Origin of the sequence: Pectinatus sottacetonis (genome assembly GCF_015732155.1) — a bacterium.
Taxonomy (GTDB): Bacteria; Bacillota; Negativicutes; order Selenomonadales; family Selenomonadaceae; genus Pectinatus; species Pectinatus sottacetonis.
Genome location: NZ_WIQK01000001.1, coordinates 2,352,771 through 2,374,825, shown reverse-complemented (window position 1 = coordinate 2,374,825; position 22,055 = coordinate 2,352,771). Strand labels below are relative to the sequence as shown.

Genomic DNA, 22,055 nt, shown 5'->3' with positions numbered 1-22,055 from the left:
AATACTATTTATTTCTACCACAACAATTCTTATATTTTTTACCACTACCACATGGACAAGGATCATTTCTTCCCACAGTTTTTTCTTTAACTATAGGTTTTTGTTTTTTTTCAGGTTCATCTGTACCGTGTGAAGTAGTAGCATTCTTAAGACGATCCTCCAGAGGTGGTTGTTCTTCTCTAACAATATTGACTCTATACATCAATTTGGCAATATCTTCCTGGATGCTGTTAATCATTGCCTGGAACATATCATAAGCTTCAATTTTATATTCGACAAGAGGATTTTTCTGCCCATAAGCCCTTAGACCTATCCCTTCACGCAGCATATCCATCTCATCTAAATGTTCCATCCATTTATTATCGACTACTTTTAGCATGACAATTTTTTCCAGTTCACGCATATTTTCTTTACCAAACATTTGTTCACGTGAAGCATATGTATCATCTGCTAATTTATAAAGTGCATCTTTAAGTTCATCACGGCTCATATTTTCCAGTTCACTTTTTACTAATTTCCCCTGGGGTGCATATACTCTTTCAGCTTCTTCAATAAGTTCTTCAATATTCCATTCTTCCGGATAAACTTTTTCATTTGCATATGTATCCATCTGATGATTAATTATTTCATAGATCATATCGAGAATATTATCTTTTAAATTATCGCCTACTAAAACTTTACGCCGTTGACTATAGATGACTTCACGCTGCTGATTCATAACATCATCATATTCGAGTACATGTTTACGAATATCGAAATTACGTGCTTCTACTTTCTTTTGTGCTTGTTCAATTGATCTAGTAACTAATTTGTGCTCTATTGGATCATCTTCACCCATACCTAGTTTATCCATAATATTAGCTATATTATCTGAACCGAATAAGCGCATTAGGTCATCTTCCAAGGATAAATAAAATCTTGAAGACCCTGGATCTCCCTGCCTTCCAGCACGACCACGCAACTGATTGTCAATACGTCTTGATTCATGGCGCTCTGTCCCCATGATATGCAATCCGCCATTTTCCTTGACTCCGTCACCTAGCGTGATATCTGTACCGCGACCAGCCATATTTGTAGCTATAGTAACTGCTCCGGTCTGTCCAGCTCCAGCAATTATCTGTGCTTCTTTTTCATGGTATTTAGCATTTAAAACATTGTGGGGAATATGGTTTTTCTTCAACAATGCACTTAATTCTTCCGACTGTACTATTGAAGTTGTCCCTACCAGGACCGGCTGCCCTTTCGTGTGATATTCCTTAATAGCCTTCACTACAGCTTTAAATTTAGCCCGTTTAGTCTTATAAATAACATCTGGATAATCCATACGCTGAATAGGTTTATTTGTAGGGACAACGATAACCGGCAATTTATAAATCTTCAGAAATTCATCTTCCTCTGTTTTTGCTGTACCAGTCATTCCTGCCAATTTACCATACATACGAAAATAATTTTGAAAAGTAATCGTAGCAAGTGTCTGTGATTCACGTTGAATTTTTACATTTTCCTTTGCTTCAATTGCCTGATGCAATCCATCTGAATATCTTCGTCCAAACATGAGCCGCCCAGTAAATTCATCAACGATAACGATCTCACCATCACGTACTACATAATCTCTATCTCGTTTCATTAAAGCTTTAGCCCGCAAAGCCTGGGTAAAGCAATGTGACATTTCAATATTAGCTGTATCATAAAGATTTTTTATATTCAAAGCTTTTTCAACTTTTGCTACAGCGCCCTCTGATGGAGAAACTGTTTTTTCTTTTTCATTAATTGTATAATCTTCTTCTTCTTTTAAAGGAGCTACAGCTTTTGCCATTATCGAATACATATTAGTCGATTTACTGCCTGGTCCTGAAATAATCAATGGTGTACGCGCTTCATCAATCAAAATACTATCGACTTCATCGACAATTGCATAGTTAAGATCTCTTTGCACCATCTGATCTTTGTAAATAACCATATTATCACGCAAATAATCAAATCCAAATTCATTGTTAGTTCCAAATGTAACATCACAATTGTAGGCAAATTTACGTTCTGCAAAATCCATATCATGCGTTATCAAACCAACAGATAACCCCAATGTACGATAAAGTTTTCCCATCCATTCACTATCACGCTTAGCCAGATAATCATTAACAGTAATCATATGAACGCCCTTTTGTGATAAGGCATTCAAATAAACAGGTGCCGTTGCCACTAATGTTTTCCCTTCACCTGTTTTCATTTCGGCAATTTTACCTTCATGCAGGCAAACGCCCCCTATAAGCTGTACATCAAAATGTCTCATTCCCAAAGTCCGACGTGATGCTTCACGCACAACAGCAAAAGTTTCCGGCAAAATAGAATCCAATGTTTCTCCATTAGCAATGCGTTCCTTAAACTTACTCGTATTGCCGCATAAAGTACCATCACTCATTTTTCTGTATTCAGGTTCCAATGCATTTATTTTTTCCACAATACCGCGCATACGTTTTATTTCTTTTTCATTATTATCACCAATCAGGCTCTTTAAAAATCCAAACAAATATGTCACCTCTTATTTATATTAAAAGCAAAGCATACTTTGCCCATTACAGATTCAAATACCAGCTTTTTCAATATTATTATAAAAATTGCATACTATAATTACTATAAATAAACTACATAGAATTCTACCAAACAATCATTCATAAGTCAAAACAATATAACGTAAATTATAAGCTTTAGCTGAATTTTTAGCAACAATAATTTATTACTTGTCCAACAAAAAATATTACTCTACTTCTTAATTTTATCACAATACTATTGACAACACACACAAAAAATCAGCAGATTTCAATTCTGCTGATTTTTCTTTCAAAACATTGTTTTCATTATGCCAATAACTTTTACTCTTTCTATGGAAAAAGCTTCCTTTATTTCAGGAATTATATCTTCTATATGCATGCGCTGTAGCTCGCTACCAGCTGTAATGAGCAGTGTGCTCTCATTACGTGTTATATTACGGATTGGCTCCACATATTTAGTAAATTCCCCTGAATCAATAAGGTTTTGCAATTTTGAAAATTCTTCCTTTAATTCAGGTTTTCTAAAAACTATAGATGTTAATTTTTCCGTCTTTAAATGTGGATTGTTCCCATTATAATCCACATGATCCGGTACATGAAACATAGCAGCTCCCTCCTATCAACCCTTACACTTATAACTATCCGCCAGTTTTTTAAAAATTGGCAGAGACTTCTTGATAGTCTCCTTTTTTATACAATATGATGCCCGGAAATGTCCTGCACAACCAAAATCAGTTCCCGGAACAAGCAGCAAGTCAAATTCTTGTGCTTTTTTGCAAAATGCGTAATCATCAGCCTCCAATGATTCAGGAAATAAATAAAATGCACCTTGTGGTTTAACACATTTAAAACCAGCATCCAGCAAACCGTCATAAAGCAACCGGCCATTTTCTTCGTAAGCGCTTATATCAGAAGGCATATCACAGCAGCGTGCTATTACTCTTTGGAAAAGTGATGGTGCATTTACATGTGTCAGCACTCTTGCGGCTCCTGCAACAGCTCCATAAATTTTTCTGGAAACAGTAACTTCGTCGGGAATAATAATATAACCTATCCGTTCTCCCGCCAGAGAAAATGATTTACTGTAAGAATAACAAATAATTGTATCCTTGTAATAATGTGTTAAATATGGTACATTTACTCCATTATAAACTATTTCTCTATATGGTTCATCGGATATCAAGAATATTGGATGTCCATATTCCTTTGATTTTTTTGCCAAAATCCGTGTTAATTTTTTTATTGTTTCCTCCGAATAAACCGTTCCACTGGGATTATTCGGTGAATTTACAATTACAGCTTTTGTATTAGCAGATAAACTTTTTTCAAATTCAGCAAAGTTTATTTGAAAATCTTTCGGCTGTGCCGGTACAATAACTAATTTTGCCCCTGTGGACTCAACAAAACATTTATATTCCGGAAAAAATGGAGCAAAGGCAATAAATTCATCATTTTTCTCACTCAGAGCTTTAAAAACTATTGTTATTGCTCCTGCCGCCCCGCCTGTTATAAAAAAATTATCTGCAGAAAATTTTGTATTAAAACGATGGTTAACACTCTTCGCCAGCTTTTCTCTTACAATTGGCAACCCCGGGGCAATAGTATAACCATGCACTGCACAGGGATCCTCTGTATTTAAAATATCAACAATTGCCTGCTTAATAAAATTCGGTGCAGGTACATTAGGATTTCCCAAACTATAATCATAAATATTATTCTCTCCTACTTCAGCGGCTCGTTTCCGCCCATATTCAAAAATTGTCCGTATTGTAGATTTTTTAGTACCAAGTTCATACATATTTTCAGAAAACATTCTATCACCTTTCATTTACTAATTTACACATCTCTGTTATTGTATCATTTTAAAATATACTGTTCAATAATTTAAAACATACTTATAAATAAGTTCTCCCTATTGCAAAACCATAAATTTTATAAGGTTTATTTTTTACAAATATTTTTCTTAAAATATACGCTTGGTTTTTATTATAAATAAAATCAAAGCCCCGGATAAACTTCCAGGGCTTTTAATATTGCTCTATTTGTAATTAAATCCTCCGTATAGCAAAATTTGAACAATAAACTATTGTGCCAGCTTATCATTTTCAAAATAACGCATACTGGTTTTTTTCCACTCCTTGATACTATAAAGCATCACCCGCTGGCTAAGACCATTCTCTACAGCCAATTGATCGGCAATGGCATCACATTTATCACGACTTGTAGCATGAATCATAGTATATATATTATAAGGCCAGTCTGGAGTAGTCGTTCTATCATAACAATGTGATACTGCCGCATGAGCTGCCATAGCGCATGCCACTTCATCCATACGGTCAACTGGGACTACCCACGCACAGAGGACATTAGCCAAAAATCCGGCTGTATAATGACCTAGCACAGCCCCCATTTTACGAATCTGTCCATTCTGCTTATAAGCCCTCAAACGTAAAAGTAACTCGTCTTCACTCATACCCACTTGCCGTGCTAACTCTTCATAAGGCTTAGGAACTAAGGGAAAATCATTTTGCATAACGCGAATAATTTTTTTATCCAATGCATCCATTTTCATTACCTACTTCAAATTAAATTTTACATTGACTTTATATTTTTTCTTGGAAATTAAACTCATGGCAGCTTCTACACCAGGCAAATTGCGAACATTATTAAGAATATCATCACGCTGTGTCTGATCCTGCGTCAATAATGTAAACCACAGATTATACTTTCCCTTCCTTTCATAGTTATGCGTAGCACCTGCATAATCATTTATGGCACTGGCTACACGTTCCATATAGCCATCTTTTACTTTTAGTGCCACTAATGTCCCTATGTATCCCAATTTATCCGAATCAAAAAATGGCCCTATACGCCTTATATAGCCAGCTGTCTTTAAATCATTAAGCCGCTTTATAACTTCCTGTTCAGACATATTCAGCATTTTTCCAAGTTCTGCAAAAGGCCGGGGAGATAGTGGAAGATTGGTTTGTATAGCATTTAAAATTTTCTTATCTGATAAGTCCAGCATATATACACCTCAAAATTTTATAATCTATATACTTGAATCAGATTCACAATTTATATCTATTTTACCAAAGCATCTCCTATAAAGTCAAGTAAATATGAACGTCCCTCATTTTTTACGGATGAATATGCCAGTACGGAAAGCTCTGTTATCCCAAAAGCTTTCCGTATTGCTGCAATATTTTTACTTACAATATTTTTACTTACTTTATCAATCTTCGTAGCTATTACAAAAACAGGAATATTATTTTTTATTAGCCATTTAAACATTTCAATATCAGAATCCATTGGTTTATGCCGTGAATCAACAAGCTGACATACACAATAAAGATTTTTTGAAGACAGGAAATACTCTTCAATAAATTTTGCCCATTTCTTTCTGTTCGCCTGTCCAGTCTTAGCATAACCATATCCAGGTAAATCCACCAGATAAAAATCCTTTATCGAACTATCTTCATAAAATTTTGCCCGCAGTTTAAAAAAATTTATCGTTTGCGTTTTCCCAGGATTGCCGCTTATCCTGGCCAAATTACGCACACGCGTCAAGGAATTTATCAACGATGATTTACCAACATTGGACCGGCCTATAAAAGCTATTTCTAGTAAATTTTCTTCTGGAAATTGCTCTTTTTTTACAGCTGAGGCAATGTACTCAGCACGGATTATATTGATTATTTCTTCTATACTATTATTCACGATTCCACCAATGCATATTTCAAAACTTCATCCATATTAGCAACTGGTATAAATTTTATTTTGTCCCTAATCGGTTTTTCAATATCATCAATATCTTTTTCATTTTCCTTAGGCAAAATAATATTATATATTTTTTCGCGATAAGCTGCCAATGTTTTTTCTTTCAACCCGCCTATAGGCAGTACTCTCCCACGCAGAGTTATTTCTCCTGTCATGGCTACATCACCTCTGACTTTTTTATCCGTCAATGCTGATATCATAGCTGTAGCCATAGTAATTCCAGCCGATGGACCATCCTTAGGAATAGCACCTTCCGGCAAATGAATATGAATATCTTTCTTTTCATAAAATTGTGGATCAAGCCCCAGTTTGTCGGTCCGGCTTCTTATATAGCTAAGTCCTGCTTTAGCAGATTCCTGCATTACATCGCCCAGCTGTCCAGTAAGTATTAAATGACCTTTTCCTTTAAGTACCGTCGCTTCTGTAGGCAATATATCCCCGCCAACTTCTGTCCACGCCATGCCAGTACAAACTCCTACCTGGGGTATTCTATCAATATGTGTACGCTCATATTTTTCCCGACCCAGAAATTCATGTAAATTTTTACTAGTGACACGTATTTTACTTTTTTCTTCTTCCACTATCCGTTTTGCTGCTTTACGGCATACGGCACCAATTTGTCTTTCTAGTTCACGAACTCCCGATTCACGTGTATAGTCAGAAATAATTTTTTGCAATGATCCCGCCATAAACTGTAATTGAGCTTTTTTTAATCCGGCCGCTGCCAGCTGTTTACTTACAAGATATTGTTTAGCTATCTGATACTTTTCTTCTTCCGTGTAACTTGGCAGTGTTATTATTTCCATTCTATCTCTAAGTGGCCGCGGAATCCTGCTCAGATTATTTGCTGTAACAATCCAGAAAACTTGTGATAAGTCAAAAGGAAGTTCAATATAGTGATCTGAAAAAGTGCTGTTTTGTTCAGGATCAAGAACTTCTAACAATGCAGATAAAGGATCTCCTCTAAAATCCGAAGCCATTTTATCAATCTCATCAAGCAAAAATACCGGATTTTTAGTTTCAGCATTTTTTATTCCGCTTATTATTTTTCCAGGAAATGCCCCTATATAAGTACGCCTGTGCCCACGTATTTCAGCTTCATCACGAATACCACCCAATGATGCTCTGACAAATTTTCTTCCTATAGCCTTAGCAATAGATGCTGCCAGAGATGTTTTACCTACACCGGGAGGCCCCACCAGACAAATAATAGGAGCTTTTGTACCTTTTGACAATTTACGTACTGCTAAATATTCCAAGATGCGTTCTTTTACTTTTTTCAAGCCATAATGGTCTTTTTCCAAAACTTGTTCTGCTGTTTTTATATTTAGCTTATCCCTGCTTACATGTTTCCACGGAAGAGCCAGCAGCCAATCAATATAAGTACGGATAACGCCTGATTCAGATGAGCCTGGCGGTGTATTCAATAGGTGTTTTATTTCATTTTCTATACACTCAATAACTGCTGTGGGTGGTTTTTTCCTTGCCATTTTAATCCTATAGCTGTCAATTTCCGTTCCTACCTGATCCTTATCCCCTAGTTCCTTATGAATGGCTTTTAACTGTTCACGCAGATAATATTCTTTCTGAATTCTATTCATCTGCTTATGAACCCGTTCACTTATTTTTTGCTCAATGCCAAGTATCTCCATTTCACGTGACAATACTTCATATAATTTCTCCAAACGTTTAGTTACATCAATAAGTGACAACAATTCCTGTTTATCTTCCAGTTTCATATTCATATGACTTGCTATCAAGTCACATAGACGCCCGCCATCTTCAATCATTACTACAGAAACAAGTGTTTCGGGGGGGATTTTTTTACTAAGTTTTACCCATTGTTCAAATTGGTTAACTACAGCACGCATTAACGCTTCCATATTTATGGAAACATCTTTTTTATCTTCCCTATATTCTGTTACCTGAGCTTCACAATATTTATCCAAAAAGTTTATTTTATTAATTTTAGCACGATACATACCTTCAACCAAAACTCGCACTGTCCCACCAGGCAATTTTAACAGTTGCCGTATTTCGGATACAGTTCCTATATCATAAATATCTTCTTCCACTGGATCATTAACAGCTGGATCTTTTTGTGCGCTCAGCAATATTTTATGATCACGAACCATTGCTTCTTCCAATGCTGCAATAGATTTTTCACGTCCAACATCAAGATTTACTATCACATAAGGAAAAACTACTATTCCTCTAAGCGGTAGTAATGGCATGATCTTTATATCTTTTTCCTTCGGCATATTTATTACACTTCCCCTCTAATATTCTGAAAAATTCATTAATTACAAAACAAACTCCATATAGAATTATAAACTGATCAAGCAAATAAAAAAAAGCCATTATATCTACCGATAATAAGCAATCTGACTACAAAAGATTCCTCTTATCAAACAGCTCAATAAAAAGCCAACCATCTATCTTTTTATTGCACATTATAGATACAACAACTCTTTTTTTCATATAGTGATTTATATCTGCCCGATGTAGGTAAAGCTACGGCTGAACATCTTTTAACTAAAACCATAAGGTTACTATTTTACAGATAGTCACGCAAAGGTCGCGTTCTACATTATCTTCATACAGGTTATCCCCGTAGTTTCTTCAGTTCTTAGCATACCGGCTGTCACCTAACTCACGACTAAAACCACAAGTGTGCGACTCCCATTCATCAAGCTGATTCTTCACTTGTTATTGATTTTTTAACAGGTTGTTTTTTCTTGTTTCCATATGTCAATAATGGATCAATTCCCTTTTCAATAACTTCTTTCGTAATACGGCAGTTCGTGACACCTTTAGCTGATGGTATCTCATACATAACATTACGCATTATTTTTTCAATTATTGATCTTAGACCACGTGCGCCTGTTTTTCTTTGCAGTGCTTCCTTTGCAATAAGATACAAGGCCTCTTTATCAAATTCAAGTGAAACCCCATCAATCTCAAGCATTTTTTTATACTGCTTAACAAGAGCATTTTTCGGCTTAACCAATATATCAATAAGAGCATTTTCATCAAGTGCTTCCAACGTAACTATAATGGGAAGTCTACCAATAAACTCAGGAATAAGCCCATTTTTTAAAAAATCTTCGGGTAAAACACTTTTGAACCACTCGCCGGCATTTTTATCCTTACGACTTTCTATGTCAGCACCAAAACCAACTTTCTTTTGCCCCAGTCGACTCTCTATTATTTTTTCTAGCCCGTCAAAGGCACCACCGCAAATAAATAAAATATTAGTAGTATCTATCTGGATCAGCTCCTGATGTGGGTGCTTTCTTCCTCCCTGTGGCGGAACATTGGCAACAGTTCCTTCTAAAATCTTTAGTAAGGCTTGCTGCACCCCTTCTCCAGAAACATCTCGTGTTATAGAAGGATTTTCTGCCTTACGGGCAATTTTATCTATTTCATCAATATAAATAATGCCCTTTTCTGCTTTTTCAATATCATAATCAGCTGACTGTATTAGCTTCAGCAGCACATTTTCAACATCCTCACCTACATAACCGGCCTCAGTCAAAGAAGTTGCATCTGCAATAGCAAATGGAACATTTAAAATACGAGCCATAGTCTGCGCCAATAAAGTCTTACCGCTTCCTGTGGGTCCAAGCATAAGAATATTGGATTTCTGCAAATCAGTGTCATCATTTTTTAATCCTGCATTTATTCTTTTATAATGATTATAAACAGCAACAGCTAATATTTTTTTTGCTTCTTCCTGCCCAATAATATACTGATCAAGAATTGCCTTTATTTCCTTAGGCTTTGGTACATCTTTCAGTTCTACTTCGACTCCATCAGTTAACTCTTCTTCTATTATTTCATTGCATAATTCTATACATTCATCGCATATATATACACCTGGGCCCGCTACCAACTTACGAACCTGACTCTGCGGTTTCCCACAAAATGAACATTTGAGCTGTCCTTTATCGTCACCGAACTTCAACATTTTACCACCTCTCCCTGGGAAATAAACCAAAACACTTATTTTTTGCTATCAGATTTCTTATTTTTATCAGCATCTTCCGGTCTGACGATAACATCATCAATAAGGCCATATTCTTTAGCTTCAACTGCTGACATAAAATTATCACGTTCTGTATCAAGAAGAATTTTTTCTTTCTTCTGTCCAGTATGGCGCATCAGAATCTCATTTAAAATTTCTCTTGCCCGCAATAATTCCTTAGCCTGGATCTGAACATCTGTAGATTGTCCTTGTGCTCCTCCTAAAGGCTGGTGAATCATTATACGTGAATAAGGCAGAGCATAGCGTTTACCCTTGGCGCCCGCAGTTAATAGCAAAGATCCCATGCTAGCTGCCTGCCCCATGCATATAGTGGAAACATCAGGCTTTATATACTGCATCGTATCATAAATAGCCAGGCCGGCAGTAACAACTCCACCCGGACTGTTTACATACAAATGTATATCCTTATCTGGATCTTCCGATTCCAAAAACAACAGCTGTGCTATAATTACATTAGCAACATTATCATCTATCTGACCGCCTAAAAAAACTATACGGTCCTTTAATAAACGTGAATAAATATCATATGCACGTTCAGACCTGCCAGATTGTTCAACGACCATAGGTACATAATTCATATAACAAACACTCCTCCCTTTTCGGAGAATTATACAACTATTTTGCCAAATTGTCTATAATAAGTTGTGCTGCTTTCTTGCGGCGTACTGTATCATAGAGGTTAGCTATATAACCATTCTTAGTTATAATTTTTTTAACATCTTTTGCTGTTGTACCATAACGTGCTGCCATTGCTGCTATTTCTGCATCAACTTCTTTAGGATCTATTGTTATGTTTTCCACATGGGCAACTTTTTCCAGCATTAAGTCTGTTTTAACGGCATCTGCTGCTGCCTCACGATATGTTTCGCGTAATTTTGCCATATCTGTTCCAGCATATTTGAGATATTGTTCCATATTCATGCCATGACTTTCCAAATTAGCAGAAAGTTCATTCAGCATACTATTTACACGATTATCTATCATAACATCAGGAATTTCCACAGTAACATTTTCAGCAGCCTGTTTCAACGCATTATTTCTCAGTTCACTTTCTGCACGCATCTGAGCTGATTTCAGCATATTTTCGCGAAGATTTTTCTTCAAATTTTCGACATTTTCATATGAAGTAGATTTTTTTACGAACTCATCATTCAGTTCAGGCAGTTCCTGAATCTTAATAGAGTTGATTTTACAATGAAAAACAGCATCTTTGCCAGCCAAGTTTTCTTGTCCGTAATCTTCTGGGAATTTTACCTTGACATCTTTTTCTTGTCCAACTTTCAATCCAATGAGCTGATCTTCAAACCCAGCAATAAAATGTCCCGAACCGATTTGTAAAGGATAGTCCTTACCCTCTCCACCTTCAAATGGTTCTCCGTCTATTTTTCCTAGAAAATCAAGTGTGATAAAATTATTTTTTTCAACTGCGCTGTCTTCTGCTGCTTCAATCATTTTTGCATGATGGCTGCGCATGTTTTTAATTTGTTCTTCCAGTTCTTCTTCTGATACTTCCGCTTTAGGCATTTCAATCTTAAGCCCTTTATAATCTCCTAAAGTCACTTCTGGTTTAGGAGTAATAGTAGCCTTAAAAACAACATTTTTGTTTTCTTCTAATGTGACTACTTCTATCTGCGGACGATCAACTGGTTCAATTTTTTGTTCAGTTAATGCATTATCGAAAGCCTTTGGTGCAAGAATTTCAAAAGCTTCATCCAGAATGGTTTTCTTTCCCAGATGCTGTACAAGAATCTGTTTAGGTGCATGTCCTTTTCTAAATCCAGGAATATTAACGCGGTTTGCTAACTGTTTGCAGGCAGTATTTTCAGCTTTATTAAGCTCATCTACCGGCATTTCTATAGTTAGAACCAATTTCTGGCTGTCTGCTTTTTCTGTACTGACTTTCATCTTGTAAAATAACCTCCTAAAATTATAATGTAAAATAATCAAAAATTGCTAATAGATTATAATACACCTAATATACTATAAGAATAATAACATAAACACCCTGTAAATACAAGGCCTGCTTATAATAAAAAACCCCGGCACAAAGCCGGGATAGCCTTCTTATGGAGCGGAAAACGAGACTCGAACTCGCGACCCCCACCTTGGCAAGGTGGTGCTCTACCACTGAGCTACTTCCGCATTTTATGGAGCGGGAAACGAGACTCGAACTCGCGACCCCCACCTTGGCAAGGTGGTGCTCTACCACTGAGCTACTCCCGCATCACTGGAGCGGAAAACGAGACTCGAACTCGCGACCCCCACCTTGGCAAGGTGGTGCTCTACCACTGAGCTACTTCCGCATTTAATATTACAATCACAGCAACGGATATAATTATACACTAAAAAAAACAATTGTCAATAGAAAAAAATAAGCTTATTTAATATTTTTTATGTTATAATAAAAATAACTTTTATGAATAAGGATGTGACTTACTCGTGGATGTTCCCGAGACTAATTTTGTTTTAATATTAACCATTTTATTATTTTTAAGTAACTGTTTTCTTATATTATTAAGGACAGCACTTATCGAAGCACACAAAAGCCAGTTGGACAAAATACTGGCGGATACGGATTATAAGTTTGAAAAAATATGCGATTTTATCGATGAACCAAATGAATTATTATCAGAATTGCTTATTTGCTCAATCTGCTGCTATTTTGCTATTGGATTGTCAACAGGTATAATACTGATCCCATCTATATATATCACTTTAGGAAAATTATCCGTCAGTATTCCCTATATCTATGAAATTTCATTTATTGCTGCAGTTATTTTACCGTTGTTTCTAACAATTCTTTTTAGTAATTGTCTGCCCAAAAAATTGGCTCAGATAAAACCTGAATATTATCTGGTAAAACACTTTGCATTTCTTCTCATTTTCCATAAAATCACTAATCCCATAATAATATTCCTGTCTCACATAACAAATATTATCCTGATGATAACTGGGACGAATCCTCCGGCTAATGATACTGTAACGGAAGACGAAGTGAAAGATCTTATTGAACGTGGTACTGAGGAAGGCACCTTTGAAAAAGCTGAACAAGACATGGTTGGCAGTATTTTCCATATGAGCGATCAGATTGCCTATTCCTTAATGACTCCGCGCACACAAATAACCTGGCTTGATATTGAAGATGACTTAAATACTAATCTTCATCTGATAAAAAACAGTCCTGACGATACATTTCTCATCGGGCGGGATAATCTTGATAACCTTTTAGGTATTATATATGCTCGTGATATCCTTAATGCCTCTCTGGATAATAACTTATGCGATTTAGCTAAATTTGTCAAAAAGCCTATCTTCGTTCCCCGTTCTATGGAAACTTTCCGTGTCCTGGAAAAATTCCGCAACAATAATGTTGAGGAAGCCGTTGTAGTTGATGAATTTGGCGGCGTTGTCGGACTGATAACTTTGAAAGATATTATTGAAGAAATTATCGGTGATATCTCAAATACAGAAGAAAAAGAATCAGTACAGATAATTCAGCGTGATGAAAGTTCTTGGTATATAGACGGTTTATATCCTATAGATGATTTTAAAGAAAAATTTGACATAACTTCACTACCTGGAGAAGAACGGGGACATTATAAAACCATAGGGGGATTTCTCACATCATATTTTGGTTATATCCCTAAAACAGCGGAATATAAAATTCTGCATAACTTACGTTTTGAAGTAGTTGATATGGATCGCACCCGCATAGATAAAATTCTTGTGACGAAGCTCAAATAAAAATCACCACTTTCATTATACCGGTTGGAGGCTTTAACATGGCACTTACGCAAGAACAAATAAATTTCTATTTATTATCCGGGCAATATTTCCATAATAAAGGAGAATATAAAAAAGCCCTAGCTGTAGTAGCAACTATCTTAAAAGAAAATAATACCCAGCTTGAAGCTCTTTATATATCGGCTTCTGCTTATCGTAACCTGGCTGATTATAAAAAAGCTATTGCTATAATTGACTATATCTGCAGTATTGATATAAATTATATTCCCGCTTATATTCAACGGGCATACATTTTAAAGAATACCGAACACTTCTTTACAGAAGTAGTTTTATTAAAAAAAATCATTTTTTTAATAAAACTACTGTGGAAAAATAAAAAATATAATTATTATAAATATTTAAGCGAAGTATACAGCATGTTAGCCTCTGCTTATACTAAAATTGGCGGCACGAGACAAGCATGCCGCTATTTTCTGTTATCTGCAAAAACAGAAGAAAATCCCCGGCAGAAAATCCAAGAATACAGCAATGCCATATTTACTACAAATTATTTTACAAATAATAACAAACTCTCTTGTCATTTATATAAAAATTTTCAAAAATTTTTCCAAAGTATTAAAACATATGATCACAATTGCCAGCATTTACAACAGCGTCTGCGAATAGGATATATATCACCCGACTTTCGCTGTCATCCTGTTATAGCATGGAGTCTGACTCTTCTAACTAAGTATTCAAACGATAAATTCGAAATACATTGTTTTTCATCCTGTAAGGAAGACAATACTACGCTAAAATTAAAAAAACTTCCCGGTCTGCATTGGCATAATATCTATGGCCTTTCTTCCCAAGAATCTGCAGCCATTATTTATGACGCAAGAATCAACATTTTATTTGATTTTTCCGGTCATACTGCTAATAATTGTCTACCTGTTTTGGCATATAAACCCGCGCCTATACAGATCTGCGGCATAGGCTATTTTAACAGCACCGGCCTTGATACTGTTGATTATTTTTTATCTGATATTTATTGCAGCCCAAATATTTTTTCTCCCTATTTTACTGAGCAACTGCTACGTCTGCCTCATAGCCATATTTGTTACTCTCCTCCTGATAATGTTCCAGATGCGACGGCCCCGCCATATCTGAAAAATGACTATATTACATTTGGCTGCTTTAATAATTTTACTAAGATCAATCATATTACTCTGTCAATGTGGCATGATATTTTACTGCAACTGCCTAATTCCAGATTAGTATTAAAAAATTTCATTTTTAATACTACAGAAAACAGAAATCATATAAAAATGCGTTTAATAAAAGCAAATCTTCCCATAGAACGAATTGAAATGAGAAATTTCACCATTAATCACCTTAAAGACTATCATGATATTGATATTGCGCTGGACACTTATCCTTATACCGGTGGTGTGACATCATGTGAAGCATTGTATATGGGAGTTCCTTTGATCACACTATCTGGTGACCGGCATGGCTCACGTTTTGGGTGCAGCATTTTAAGCAACTTGCGCTTAAAGAATTTAATTACCTATAGTCCTACGGAATATGTAAAAAAAACTATTTCACTTGCTCAAAACAAAAATTATCTTCTCCATCTGCACAATACACTTTGCACTATAATGAAAAATTCACCTCTCATGGACAATACATTATATATTAAAGATATTGAAACAGTATATAAAAAAATCTGGCAGAAATATATAGATTCCCATTTATACAATCAAAAAAACGAACAAAAAAAGAGCCGTTAAATGGCTCTTTTTTTGTTCATTTTTTTAGTTTAGCATACTGCAAAGCCGCATTAACAAAATCACGAAATAACGGATGTGGTCTATTTGGTCTTGACTTTAATTCAGGATGAAACTGTGATGCAACAAACCAAGGATGGTTTTTTAATTCAACTATTTCTACCAAGCTGTCATCTGGTAAAGTCCCGGCAACAACCATGCCATTATCAACAAGAATTTGTCTAAAATCATTATTAAGCTCATAACGATGACGATGACGTTCATTAATGAGTTTTTCTCCATAAGCAGCAAAAGCATGTGTCCCTTCTGCCAATTTACAAGGATATGATCCCAGGCGCATAGTTCCACCTTTATCTTCAATATTTACTTGTGACTGCATCAGATCTATGACTGGATATTTTGTTTCCTTATTAAATTCTGTACTATGAGCATCAGTAAGTCCACATACATCACGTGCGAATTCAACAACAGCACAATGCATTCCCAGGCAAAGTCCCAGAAAAGGAATATTATTTTCACGTGCATATTTAATAGCCGCTATTTTTCCTTCCACACCTCTATTGCCAAAACCACCCGGTACAAGAATTCCCCGGCAGCCGGAAAAAACTTCATCTAATTCCGTATTTTCTTCCTCGATCTTTTCTGCATTAACCCACACAATCTTAACTTCTGTTTCATTGGCTATTCCCGCATGATGAAGTGCTTCTGTAACTGAAATATAAGCATCCGGCAGTTCAACATATTTCCCCACTACAGCAATCTTTATTCGCTGCTTAGGATTCTTTATTTTATACACCATCCGCTGCCATTCATCCATATTGGCTGGAATATAATCCATATTTAATTTTTGCAATACAATCTTATCTAAACCCTCTTTTTGCATTATCAATGGTACTTCATATATTGTAGATGCAGTCTGATTTTCAATAACTGCATCCATGTCGACATCGCAGAACAAGGCTAATTTTTTCTTCATATCCTCAGATATAGGCTTTTCTGTCCGGCATACGAGAATATCTGGCTGTATGCCTATGCTGCGTAACTCTTTTACGCTATGCTGCGTTGGCTTGGTTTTAAGCTCTCCGGCAGCTGAAATATAAGGAACTAAGGTTACATGAATATATAATGTGTCATTTTTTCCCACTTCTTTTTTTACCTGGCGAATTGCTTCTAAGAATGGCTGACTTTCGATATCACCAACGGTCCCGCCGATTTCTGTAATTACGACATCAGCATTATCCGATGCCGCTACATCATAAACACGCTGCTTTATTTCATTTGTTATATGAGGAATAACCTGGACTGTACTGCCTAAATAATCACCACGCCGTTCCTTTGACAGCACCGACCAATAAATTTTTCCTGTCGTGACATTTGACGCCTTTGATAAATTAATATCAATAAATCTTTCATAATGACCTAAATCAAGATCTGTTTCCGCACCATCGTCCGTTACAAATACTTCCCCATGTTGATAAGGGCTCATTGTTCCCGGGTCAATATTAATATATGGATCAAATTTCTGAATTGTAACTTTTATCCCCCGGCTTTTTAATAAGCGTCCTAATGAAGCAGCTGTTATTCCCTTCCCTAAAGACGATACTACTCCGCCAGTAACAAAAATATACTTTGCCATTTTTTCCTCCAATTATAAATTTATTCAATAAAGCATGTTATCTTATAAAACAACCAGCGTACCAGCACTCACAATAATCTGATATTGAATATGCCAGCACTCTGAGGAGCTGTATATAACCTAAAATATAAATTCGCATAAAACCTTTAATAATTACTAAGCTTTTGCCTTGCCTGCTGTCTTAGGTGCAGATGTCGAGGCAGCTGCCTTAGCATCCTGTGGTATCCATTCCCTGAGTTTCCACATTCCATTGCCAACATGGCAAAAGCGGCTATCCATATTTATAAAAGTATAAACTTCTGATATAGCTGCAGGCAGTGACTGCACAGGTTTATTCTTTTTTTCAATGACTTGCATGATCAAATCTTTATAAAACATGGCATCACCCATTCTTGTCAAAATATGATAAGCTATATCCGGCTCCGTTTTGCTAGTAAAATCCATTAATATCTTCCTCTCACTTTATTCATTATCTCACATTTTTTCCGGCGAACTTATTCCCAAAATATCAAGGGCATGATGAATTGTATTTTTTACAACTCCAGCTAATGCCAACCGCGACTGTCCCAGTTTTAAATCCACTCCAATTATCCGGCATTTATTATAGAAGCTGTGAAAATCAGCTGCTAAATCATGCAAGTAATTGGCAATGCGATGCGGAGCATAATCTCTTGCTGCTAATTCTATTTCATCTGGATATGATAATATTTTTTTAATGAGGGTAATTTCGGCATCATCTGTCAATAAACTTAAATCAACTTTTTCAGATATATGTATCCCTGCTTCTTCTGCCTGCCTAAAAATACTACAAATGCGAGCATGTGCATACTGTACATAATAAACTGGATTTTCATTCGACTCCGATTTAGCCAAATCTAAATCAAAATCCAGCTGACTGTCCAAAGATCTCATTATAAAGAAATATCTGGCTGCATCCGTACCGACTTCTTCTATAAGCTCTGCAAGAGTTACGCTCTGTCCAGTTCTTTTAGACATTTTTACCAATTCGCCATTGCGATAAAGACTAACCATCTGGAGTAAAAGAACATCTAACCGATCGGGATCAAATCCCAATGCCTTAATTGAAGCCTTGACCCGGCAAACATATCCATGATGATCTGCTCCCCAAATGTCTATAAGTTTATCAAACCCACGGTCAAATTTATTTTTGTGATAAGCTATATCTGATGCTAAATAAGTTGGCACCCCGTTATCACGGATTACCACTCGATCCTTGTCATCGCCATATTGCGTAGACCGGAGCCATTTTGCCCCTTCTTTTTCATACATTGCTTTATTTTGCAAAAGTATTTCACAAGCTGAATTAACTGCATCTGGATGCAAAGTTCTTTCACTAAACCAATTATCAAAATGCACATTAAACGCATTCAAATCTTCCTTTAGTACCGCCAGCTTTTCTTGTAGTGCTAATTCTTTGAAAACACAAAGACGTTCCTTATCCGGCATATCCAGATATTTAGTCCCAGTCTTATTTATTATTCGTTTTGCCGTATCTATAATATCTTGTCCATGATAACCATTTTCCGGAAACTCTGTTTTTTTGCCCAGTAATTCCAGATATCTAGCATTAACCGATGCTGCAAGATTGTCAATCTGATTGCCGGCATCATTAATATAATATTCGCTTCTTACATAATATCCTGCTGCACGCAGCAAATTTACCAATGCACTGCCATATGCTGCTCCGCGCCCATGTCCGACATGAAGCGGCCCTGTTGGATTAGCACTGACATATTCAACCATAATTTTACCGCTGTTTTTTAAGGGAAGATTTCCAAATTTATTGTCCTTTTCCATTACATCAGCAAGTTGTTTATAAATAATTTCCGGTTTTAAATAAAAATTGATAAATCCCGGCCCAGCTATTTCTATCTTGTCCAAATAATCACTATCAATTTGTTTTACCAGTTCTTCAGCAATTTTTTTAGGTGGCATATGAAATACGCGCGCCGATTGCATAGAGAAATTAGTAGCAAAGTCACCATATTCTTTTTGGGGTGGTACTTCAAGTATCACATCCGGTATAATCGCTTGCGGAAAAACACCAGCACTCATATTTTTTTGAACTGATTTTTTTACTATATCTTTAATAAGTTCCTGTATATTCAAAAGTCGTCCTCCCTGCTAATTTAAATACTCACTTTTCCTATCTGCTGCGGTAACCTCTATATGAAGTTCATTATTGCTCTGCCATGCACCATTTATAAGCATATCATAATTTATGTAGACGCTACTGGAAATAGTCCCCTTTTCAATGGTAATTTTCTTGGTAAGTACGGCAATTTTCATACTACCATATGGCGTCTGATACTGACTGTCACTTTTAACTCCATCGGAAAAAAATTGCTGCTGCGATATATTCCCCTTGCGTATAAGATGAACTGTATTATCGGCAATTTTTAAAAGAGTTTTCGTTCCCTCCATACCGCTAGATTTTGTTTCATTATACAAAATATAGCTTATTCCGTTCTTTTGACAATATTGTCCCTCAGCTATAAACTCTATACTTGTTGTATCCCCTAGTATATCTATTTGTGAGCCTTCTACTGTTAAAATAACCTTGTCCATTTTGACTCCCTTTTCTGCAAACATATAAAGCTATTATAGCGTAATGACACTTAATTGCCAACAACAAATTATCAAAATCAGGATTTTTAACATTATTTTTTATAATAATTCCAGTATTATCCACTTTCACTAAAAATTTATCTCTGTTGTGAAACTATCCTATTATAATAAAATATCTTTATTCTTCCTAACATAACAAAAAAAGCCAATGCCAGACAGCATCAGCTTTTTATTATCTATTGCGTTTTATTATAATTAATTTTTGTCAGATTTTTATCTCAGCATTATATTTTTTTATCATTTTCACTGGACGATATGATTGTTTAGCTTTTCTAAGTCCCTCAATACCCATATCTTCTTCCCTATTTATAAATTTCATATCAGCCCACTCATTCATAATAAATGCCTGATTGATAAAGGTATATGCTCCATTGATATCAGGATCAGCTTTTTCCACATGAATAACCGCCGTATCTGTATTAAGTGCTTCGCCAAAAGTAAATGCTATTATACGATTATTATCAATAACAGCTCCCCCTTTCAATGACAACTGGCTAAAATTATTCAGCACTTCAATTATCGCTTCTCGTTCTAACGCAATGAAAGGATCATCCGGCAGATCCTGACTGCGTGTCTTATACCAGCCATTAACAGTAAGTTTACATAATGTAATAACCTCATCACTAATTGATATATATTTAGCATCAGGATAATTTTTATGAAAATTATTCAAATGATTTTTCTTGGAATGAAATTTACGTCCCTTTAAATTAATCAGATCTTCACTATTATAAACATAATCAAAATTTTCCTCATCTGCTATAATATTAAATTCTGCCCCAGAAAACTTTTCCAATTCATCAGCCATTGATTTTTCCAGACCATAAAATATCAATGGCCTGCCCTTACTTGCAAAATAAGCTTTCCATTTAGCTATTGCCTCCTGCATTTTTTCTTGCGGTCCAAAAGGCTGTAAAGCAAATTCATCTGTTTCCCACTGAGCCTTTAAAAACAATATACCATTTTCTACACACCACATCATATTATAAGGTTTACGCCACATAAACAAATTTGTAAAAGTAAAATGCGAATTTTCATAATACCTTGCCTCAAAAAAAGTATCAAATATCTCTTTATCTTCTTTTTGCAGTTTTTTAAAATTGATAATAACAACCTCCTGTAGTTATCAGTTATTCTATTATTTATTTAAACAAACATTTCTAAATTATCCTTACATATTCACGTAAAACAATGGCTAGCTTCCATTATAAACACAATATGGGCACAGAACATTATTCAATAAAATAATAAATATAATAGCAAACCTTTATAATAATTATTATCCGATAAGTATTATAACAGTTATTCTTCAAATTCGCAAATTGCATATATGATAATTACGCAACAAAAAAATGCAAAGCACGCGCTTTGCATTTATTACTAGGTTGGTGGGCCCCGCAGGACTCGAACCTGCGACCAACCGGTTATGAGCCGGTGGCTCTAACCAACTGAGCTAGAGGCCCAAAATAAAATGGCTCCTCGAGTAGGACTCGAACCTACGACCGATCGGTTAACAGCCGATTGCTCTACCAACTGAGCTATCGAGGAATATCACTGGCTCCTTGAGTAGGACTCGAACCTACGACCGATCGGTTAACAGCCGATTGCTCTACCAACTGAGCTATCAAGGAATATCATTGGCTCCTTGAGTAGGACTCGAACCTACGACCGATCGGTTAACAGCCGATTGCTCTACCACCTGAGCTATCAAGGAATATTATGTATTTAATGTTGCCAACGAAGAATATTATACTCAAATACTCATCCACTGTCAACTGTTTTTTATATATTTTTTACAAAGTAATTTTGCATTGTGTTAGTTAATATAAATTAAAATAACTATTTCGTTATTTTTCATTTTATAAAAATTATAGTTTTTG

General features: G+C 35.7%; 17 protein-coding genes and 7 tRNA genes. 2 read left to right on the top strand and 22 right to left on the bottom strand.

Annotation, left to right across the window (positions count from 1 at the left end; genetic code table 11):
- Positions 1-4 precede the first annotated feature (4 nt).
- The 13 genes from secA to I6760_RS11075 form a co-directional block, all read right to left on the bottom strand.
- Positions 5-2,527, bottom strand: coding sequence for a preprotein translocase subunit SecA (secA, locus tag I6760_RS11135; protein ID WP_196594483.1), 2,523 nt, complete (start codon positions 2,525-2,527; stop codon positions 5-7).
- Between the two features lie 311 nt (positions 2,528-2,838).
- Positions 2,839-3,153 (bottom strand): hypothetical protein, encoded by a 315-nt coding sequence (locus tag I6760_RS11130; RefSeq protein ID WP_196594482.1) that lies wholly within the window; start codon positions 3,151-3,153, stop codon positions 2,839-2,841.
- Positions 3,154-3,168: 15 nt separating this feature from the next.
- Positions 3,169-4,362 carry a pyridoxal phosphate-dependent aminotransferase gene (locus I6760_RS11125; RefSeq protein WP_196594871.1) on the bottom strand — a complete coding sequence of 398 codons (1,194 nt, stop codon included), beginning with the start codon at positions 4,360-4,362 and terminating at the stop codon, positions 3,169-3,171.
- Between the two features lie 270 nt (positions 4,363-4,632).
- A complete protein-coding gene (gene ahbB, locus I6760_RS11120; protein WP_196594481.1) occupies positions 4,633-5,115 on the bottom strand; it encodes a siroheme decarboxylase subunit beta in 483 nt (160 codons plus the stop codon).
- Positions 5,116-5,124: 9 nt separating this feature from the next.
- Positions 5,125-5,577 carry a siroheme decarboxylase subunit alpha gene (gene ahbA, locus I6760_RS11115; RefSeq protein ID WP_196594480.1) on the bottom strand — a complete coding sequence of 151 codons (453 nt, stop codon included), beginning with the start codon at positions 5,575-5,577 and terminating at the stop codon, positions 5,125-5,127.
- A gap of 56 nt (positions 5,578-5,633) precedes the next feature.
- The gene (gene yihA, locus I6760_RS11110) at positions 5,634-6,272 is read right to left on the bottom strand and encodes a ribosome biogenesis GTP-binding protein YihA/YsxC (RefSeq protein WP_330997992.1); all 639 of its coding nucleotides are present in this window, start codon (positions 6,270-6,272) and stop codon (positions 5,634-5,636) included.
- Positions 6,266-8,590, bottom strand: a complete 2,325-nt coding sequence (gene lon, locus I6760_RS11105) for an endopeptidase La (protein ID WP_196594479.1) — start codon at positions 8,588-8,590, stop codon at positions 6,266-6,268. The genes yihA and lon overlap by 7 nt, the downstream gene beginning before the upstream one ends.
- Before the next feature lie 428 nt (positions 8,591-9,018).
- The gene (gene clpX, locus I6760_RS11100; RefSeq protein WP_196594478.1) at positions 9,019-10,299 is read right to left on the bottom strand and encodes an ATP-dependent Clp protease ATP-binding subunit ClpX; all 1,281 of its coding nucleotides are present in this window, start codon (positions 10,297-10,299) and stop codon (positions 9,019-9,021) included.
- A gap of 35 nt (positions 10,300-10,334) precedes the next feature.
- A complete protein-coding gene (gene clpP / locus I6760_RS11095; RefSeq protein WP_196594477.1) occupies positions 10,335-10,955 on the bottom strand; it encodes an ATP-dependent Clp endopeptidase proteolytic subunit ClpP in 621 nt (206 codons plus the stop codon).
- Between the two features lie 37 nt (positions 10,956-10,992).
- Entirely contained in the window at positions 10,993-12,282 is a 1,290-nt protein-coding gene (gene tig, locus I6760_RS11090) for a trigger factor (protein WP_196594476.1), read from the bottom strand.
- 162 nt (positions 12,283-12,444) lie between these two features.
- A tRNA-Gly gene (locus I6760_RS11085) sits at positions 12,445-12,519 on the bottom strand.
- A gap of 6 nt (positions 12,520-12,525) precedes the next feature.
- Positions 12,526-12,600 (bottom strand) — tRNA-Gly (locus tag I6760_RS11080).
- A gap of 5 nt (positions 12,601-12,605) precedes the next feature.
- Positions 12,606-12,680 (bottom strand) — tRNA-Gly (locus I6760_RS11075).
- A 136-nt stretch (positions 12,681-12,816) separates the two neighbouring features.
- On the opposite strand from I6760_RS11075, the gene I6760_RS12975 reads away from it, so the two are divergent.
- Together I6760_RS12975 and I6760_RS11065 are read left to right on the top strand one after the other, a co-directional pair.
- Positions 12,817-14,121: a hemolysin family protein gene (locus tag I6760_RS12975; RefSeq protein WP_196594475.1), complete on the top strand. Its 1,305-nt coding sequence runs from the start codon at positions 12,817-12,819 to the stop codon at positions 14,119-14,121.
- Between the two features lie 38 nt (positions 14,122-14,159).
- Entirely contained in the window at positions 14,160-15,893 is a 1,734-nt protein-coding gene (locus tag I6760_RS11065) for an O-linked N-acetylglucosamine transferase, SPINDLY family protein (protein WP_196594474.1), read from the top strand.
- A gap of 16 nt (positions 15,894-15,909) precedes the next feature.
- On the opposite strand, the gene I6760_RS11060 is transcribed toward I6760_RS11065, so the two are convergent.
- The 9 genes from I6760_RS11060 to I6760_RS11020 all read right to left on the bottom strand — a co-directional run bounded on the left by I6760_RS11060 (position 15,910) and on the right by I6760_RS11020 (position 21,889).
- On the bottom strand, positions 15,910-17,526 hold the full coding sequence (locus I6760_RS11060; protein ID WP_196594473.1) for a CTP synthase: 1,617 nt from the start codon (positions 17,524-17,526) through the stop codon (positions 15,910-15,912).
- Between the two features lie 156 nt (positions 17,527-17,682).
- Positions 17,683-17,970 carry a DNA-directed RNA polymerase subunit delta gene (gene rpoE, locus I6760_RS11055; protein WP_196594472.1) on the bottom strand — a complete coding sequence of 96 codons (288 nt, stop codon included), beginning with the start codon at positions 17,968-17,970 and terminating at the stop codon, positions 17,683-17,685.
- 30 nt (positions 17,971-18,000) lie between these two features.
- Positions 18,001-19,656 carry an arginine--tRNA ligase gene (gene argS, locus I6760_RS11050; RefSeq protein WP_196594471.1) on the bottom strand — a complete coding sequence of 552 codons (1,656 nt, stop codon included), beginning with the start codon at positions 19,654-19,656 and terminating at the stop codon, positions 18,001-18,003.
- 15 nt (positions 19,657-19,671) lie between these two features.
- Positions 19,672-20,115 carry a DUF1934 domain-containing protein gene (locus I6760_RS11045; RefSeq protein ID WP_196594470.1) on the bottom strand — a complete coding sequence of 148 codons (444 nt, stop codon included), beginning with the start codon at positions 20,113-20,115 and terminating at the stop codon, positions 19,672-19,674.
- A gap of 265 nt (positions 20,116-20,380) precedes the next feature.
- The gene (locus I6760_RS11040; protein WP_330997991.1) at positions 20,381-21,283 is read right to left on the bottom strand and encodes a DUF2156 domain-containing protein; all 903 of its coding nucleotides are present in this window, start codon (positions 21,281-21,283) and stop codon (positions 20,381-20,383) included.
- 278 nt (positions 21,284-21,561) lie between these two features.
- Positions 21,562-21,638, bottom strand: a tRNA-Ile gene (locus tag I6760_RS11035).
- Positions 21,639-21,647: 9 nt separating this feature from the next.
- Positions 21,648-21,723: transfer RNA gene (locus I6760_RS11030), tRNA-Asn, on the bottom strand.
- Positions 21,724-21,730: 7 nt separating this feature from the next.
- A tRNA-Asn gene (locus I6760_RS11025) sits at positions 21,731-21,806 on the bottom strand.
- A 7-nt stretch (positions 21,807-21,813) separates the two neighbouring features.
- Positions 21,814-21,889 (bottom strand) — tRNA-Asn (locus I6760_RS11020).
- Positions 21,890-22,055 lie beyond the last annotated feature (166 nt).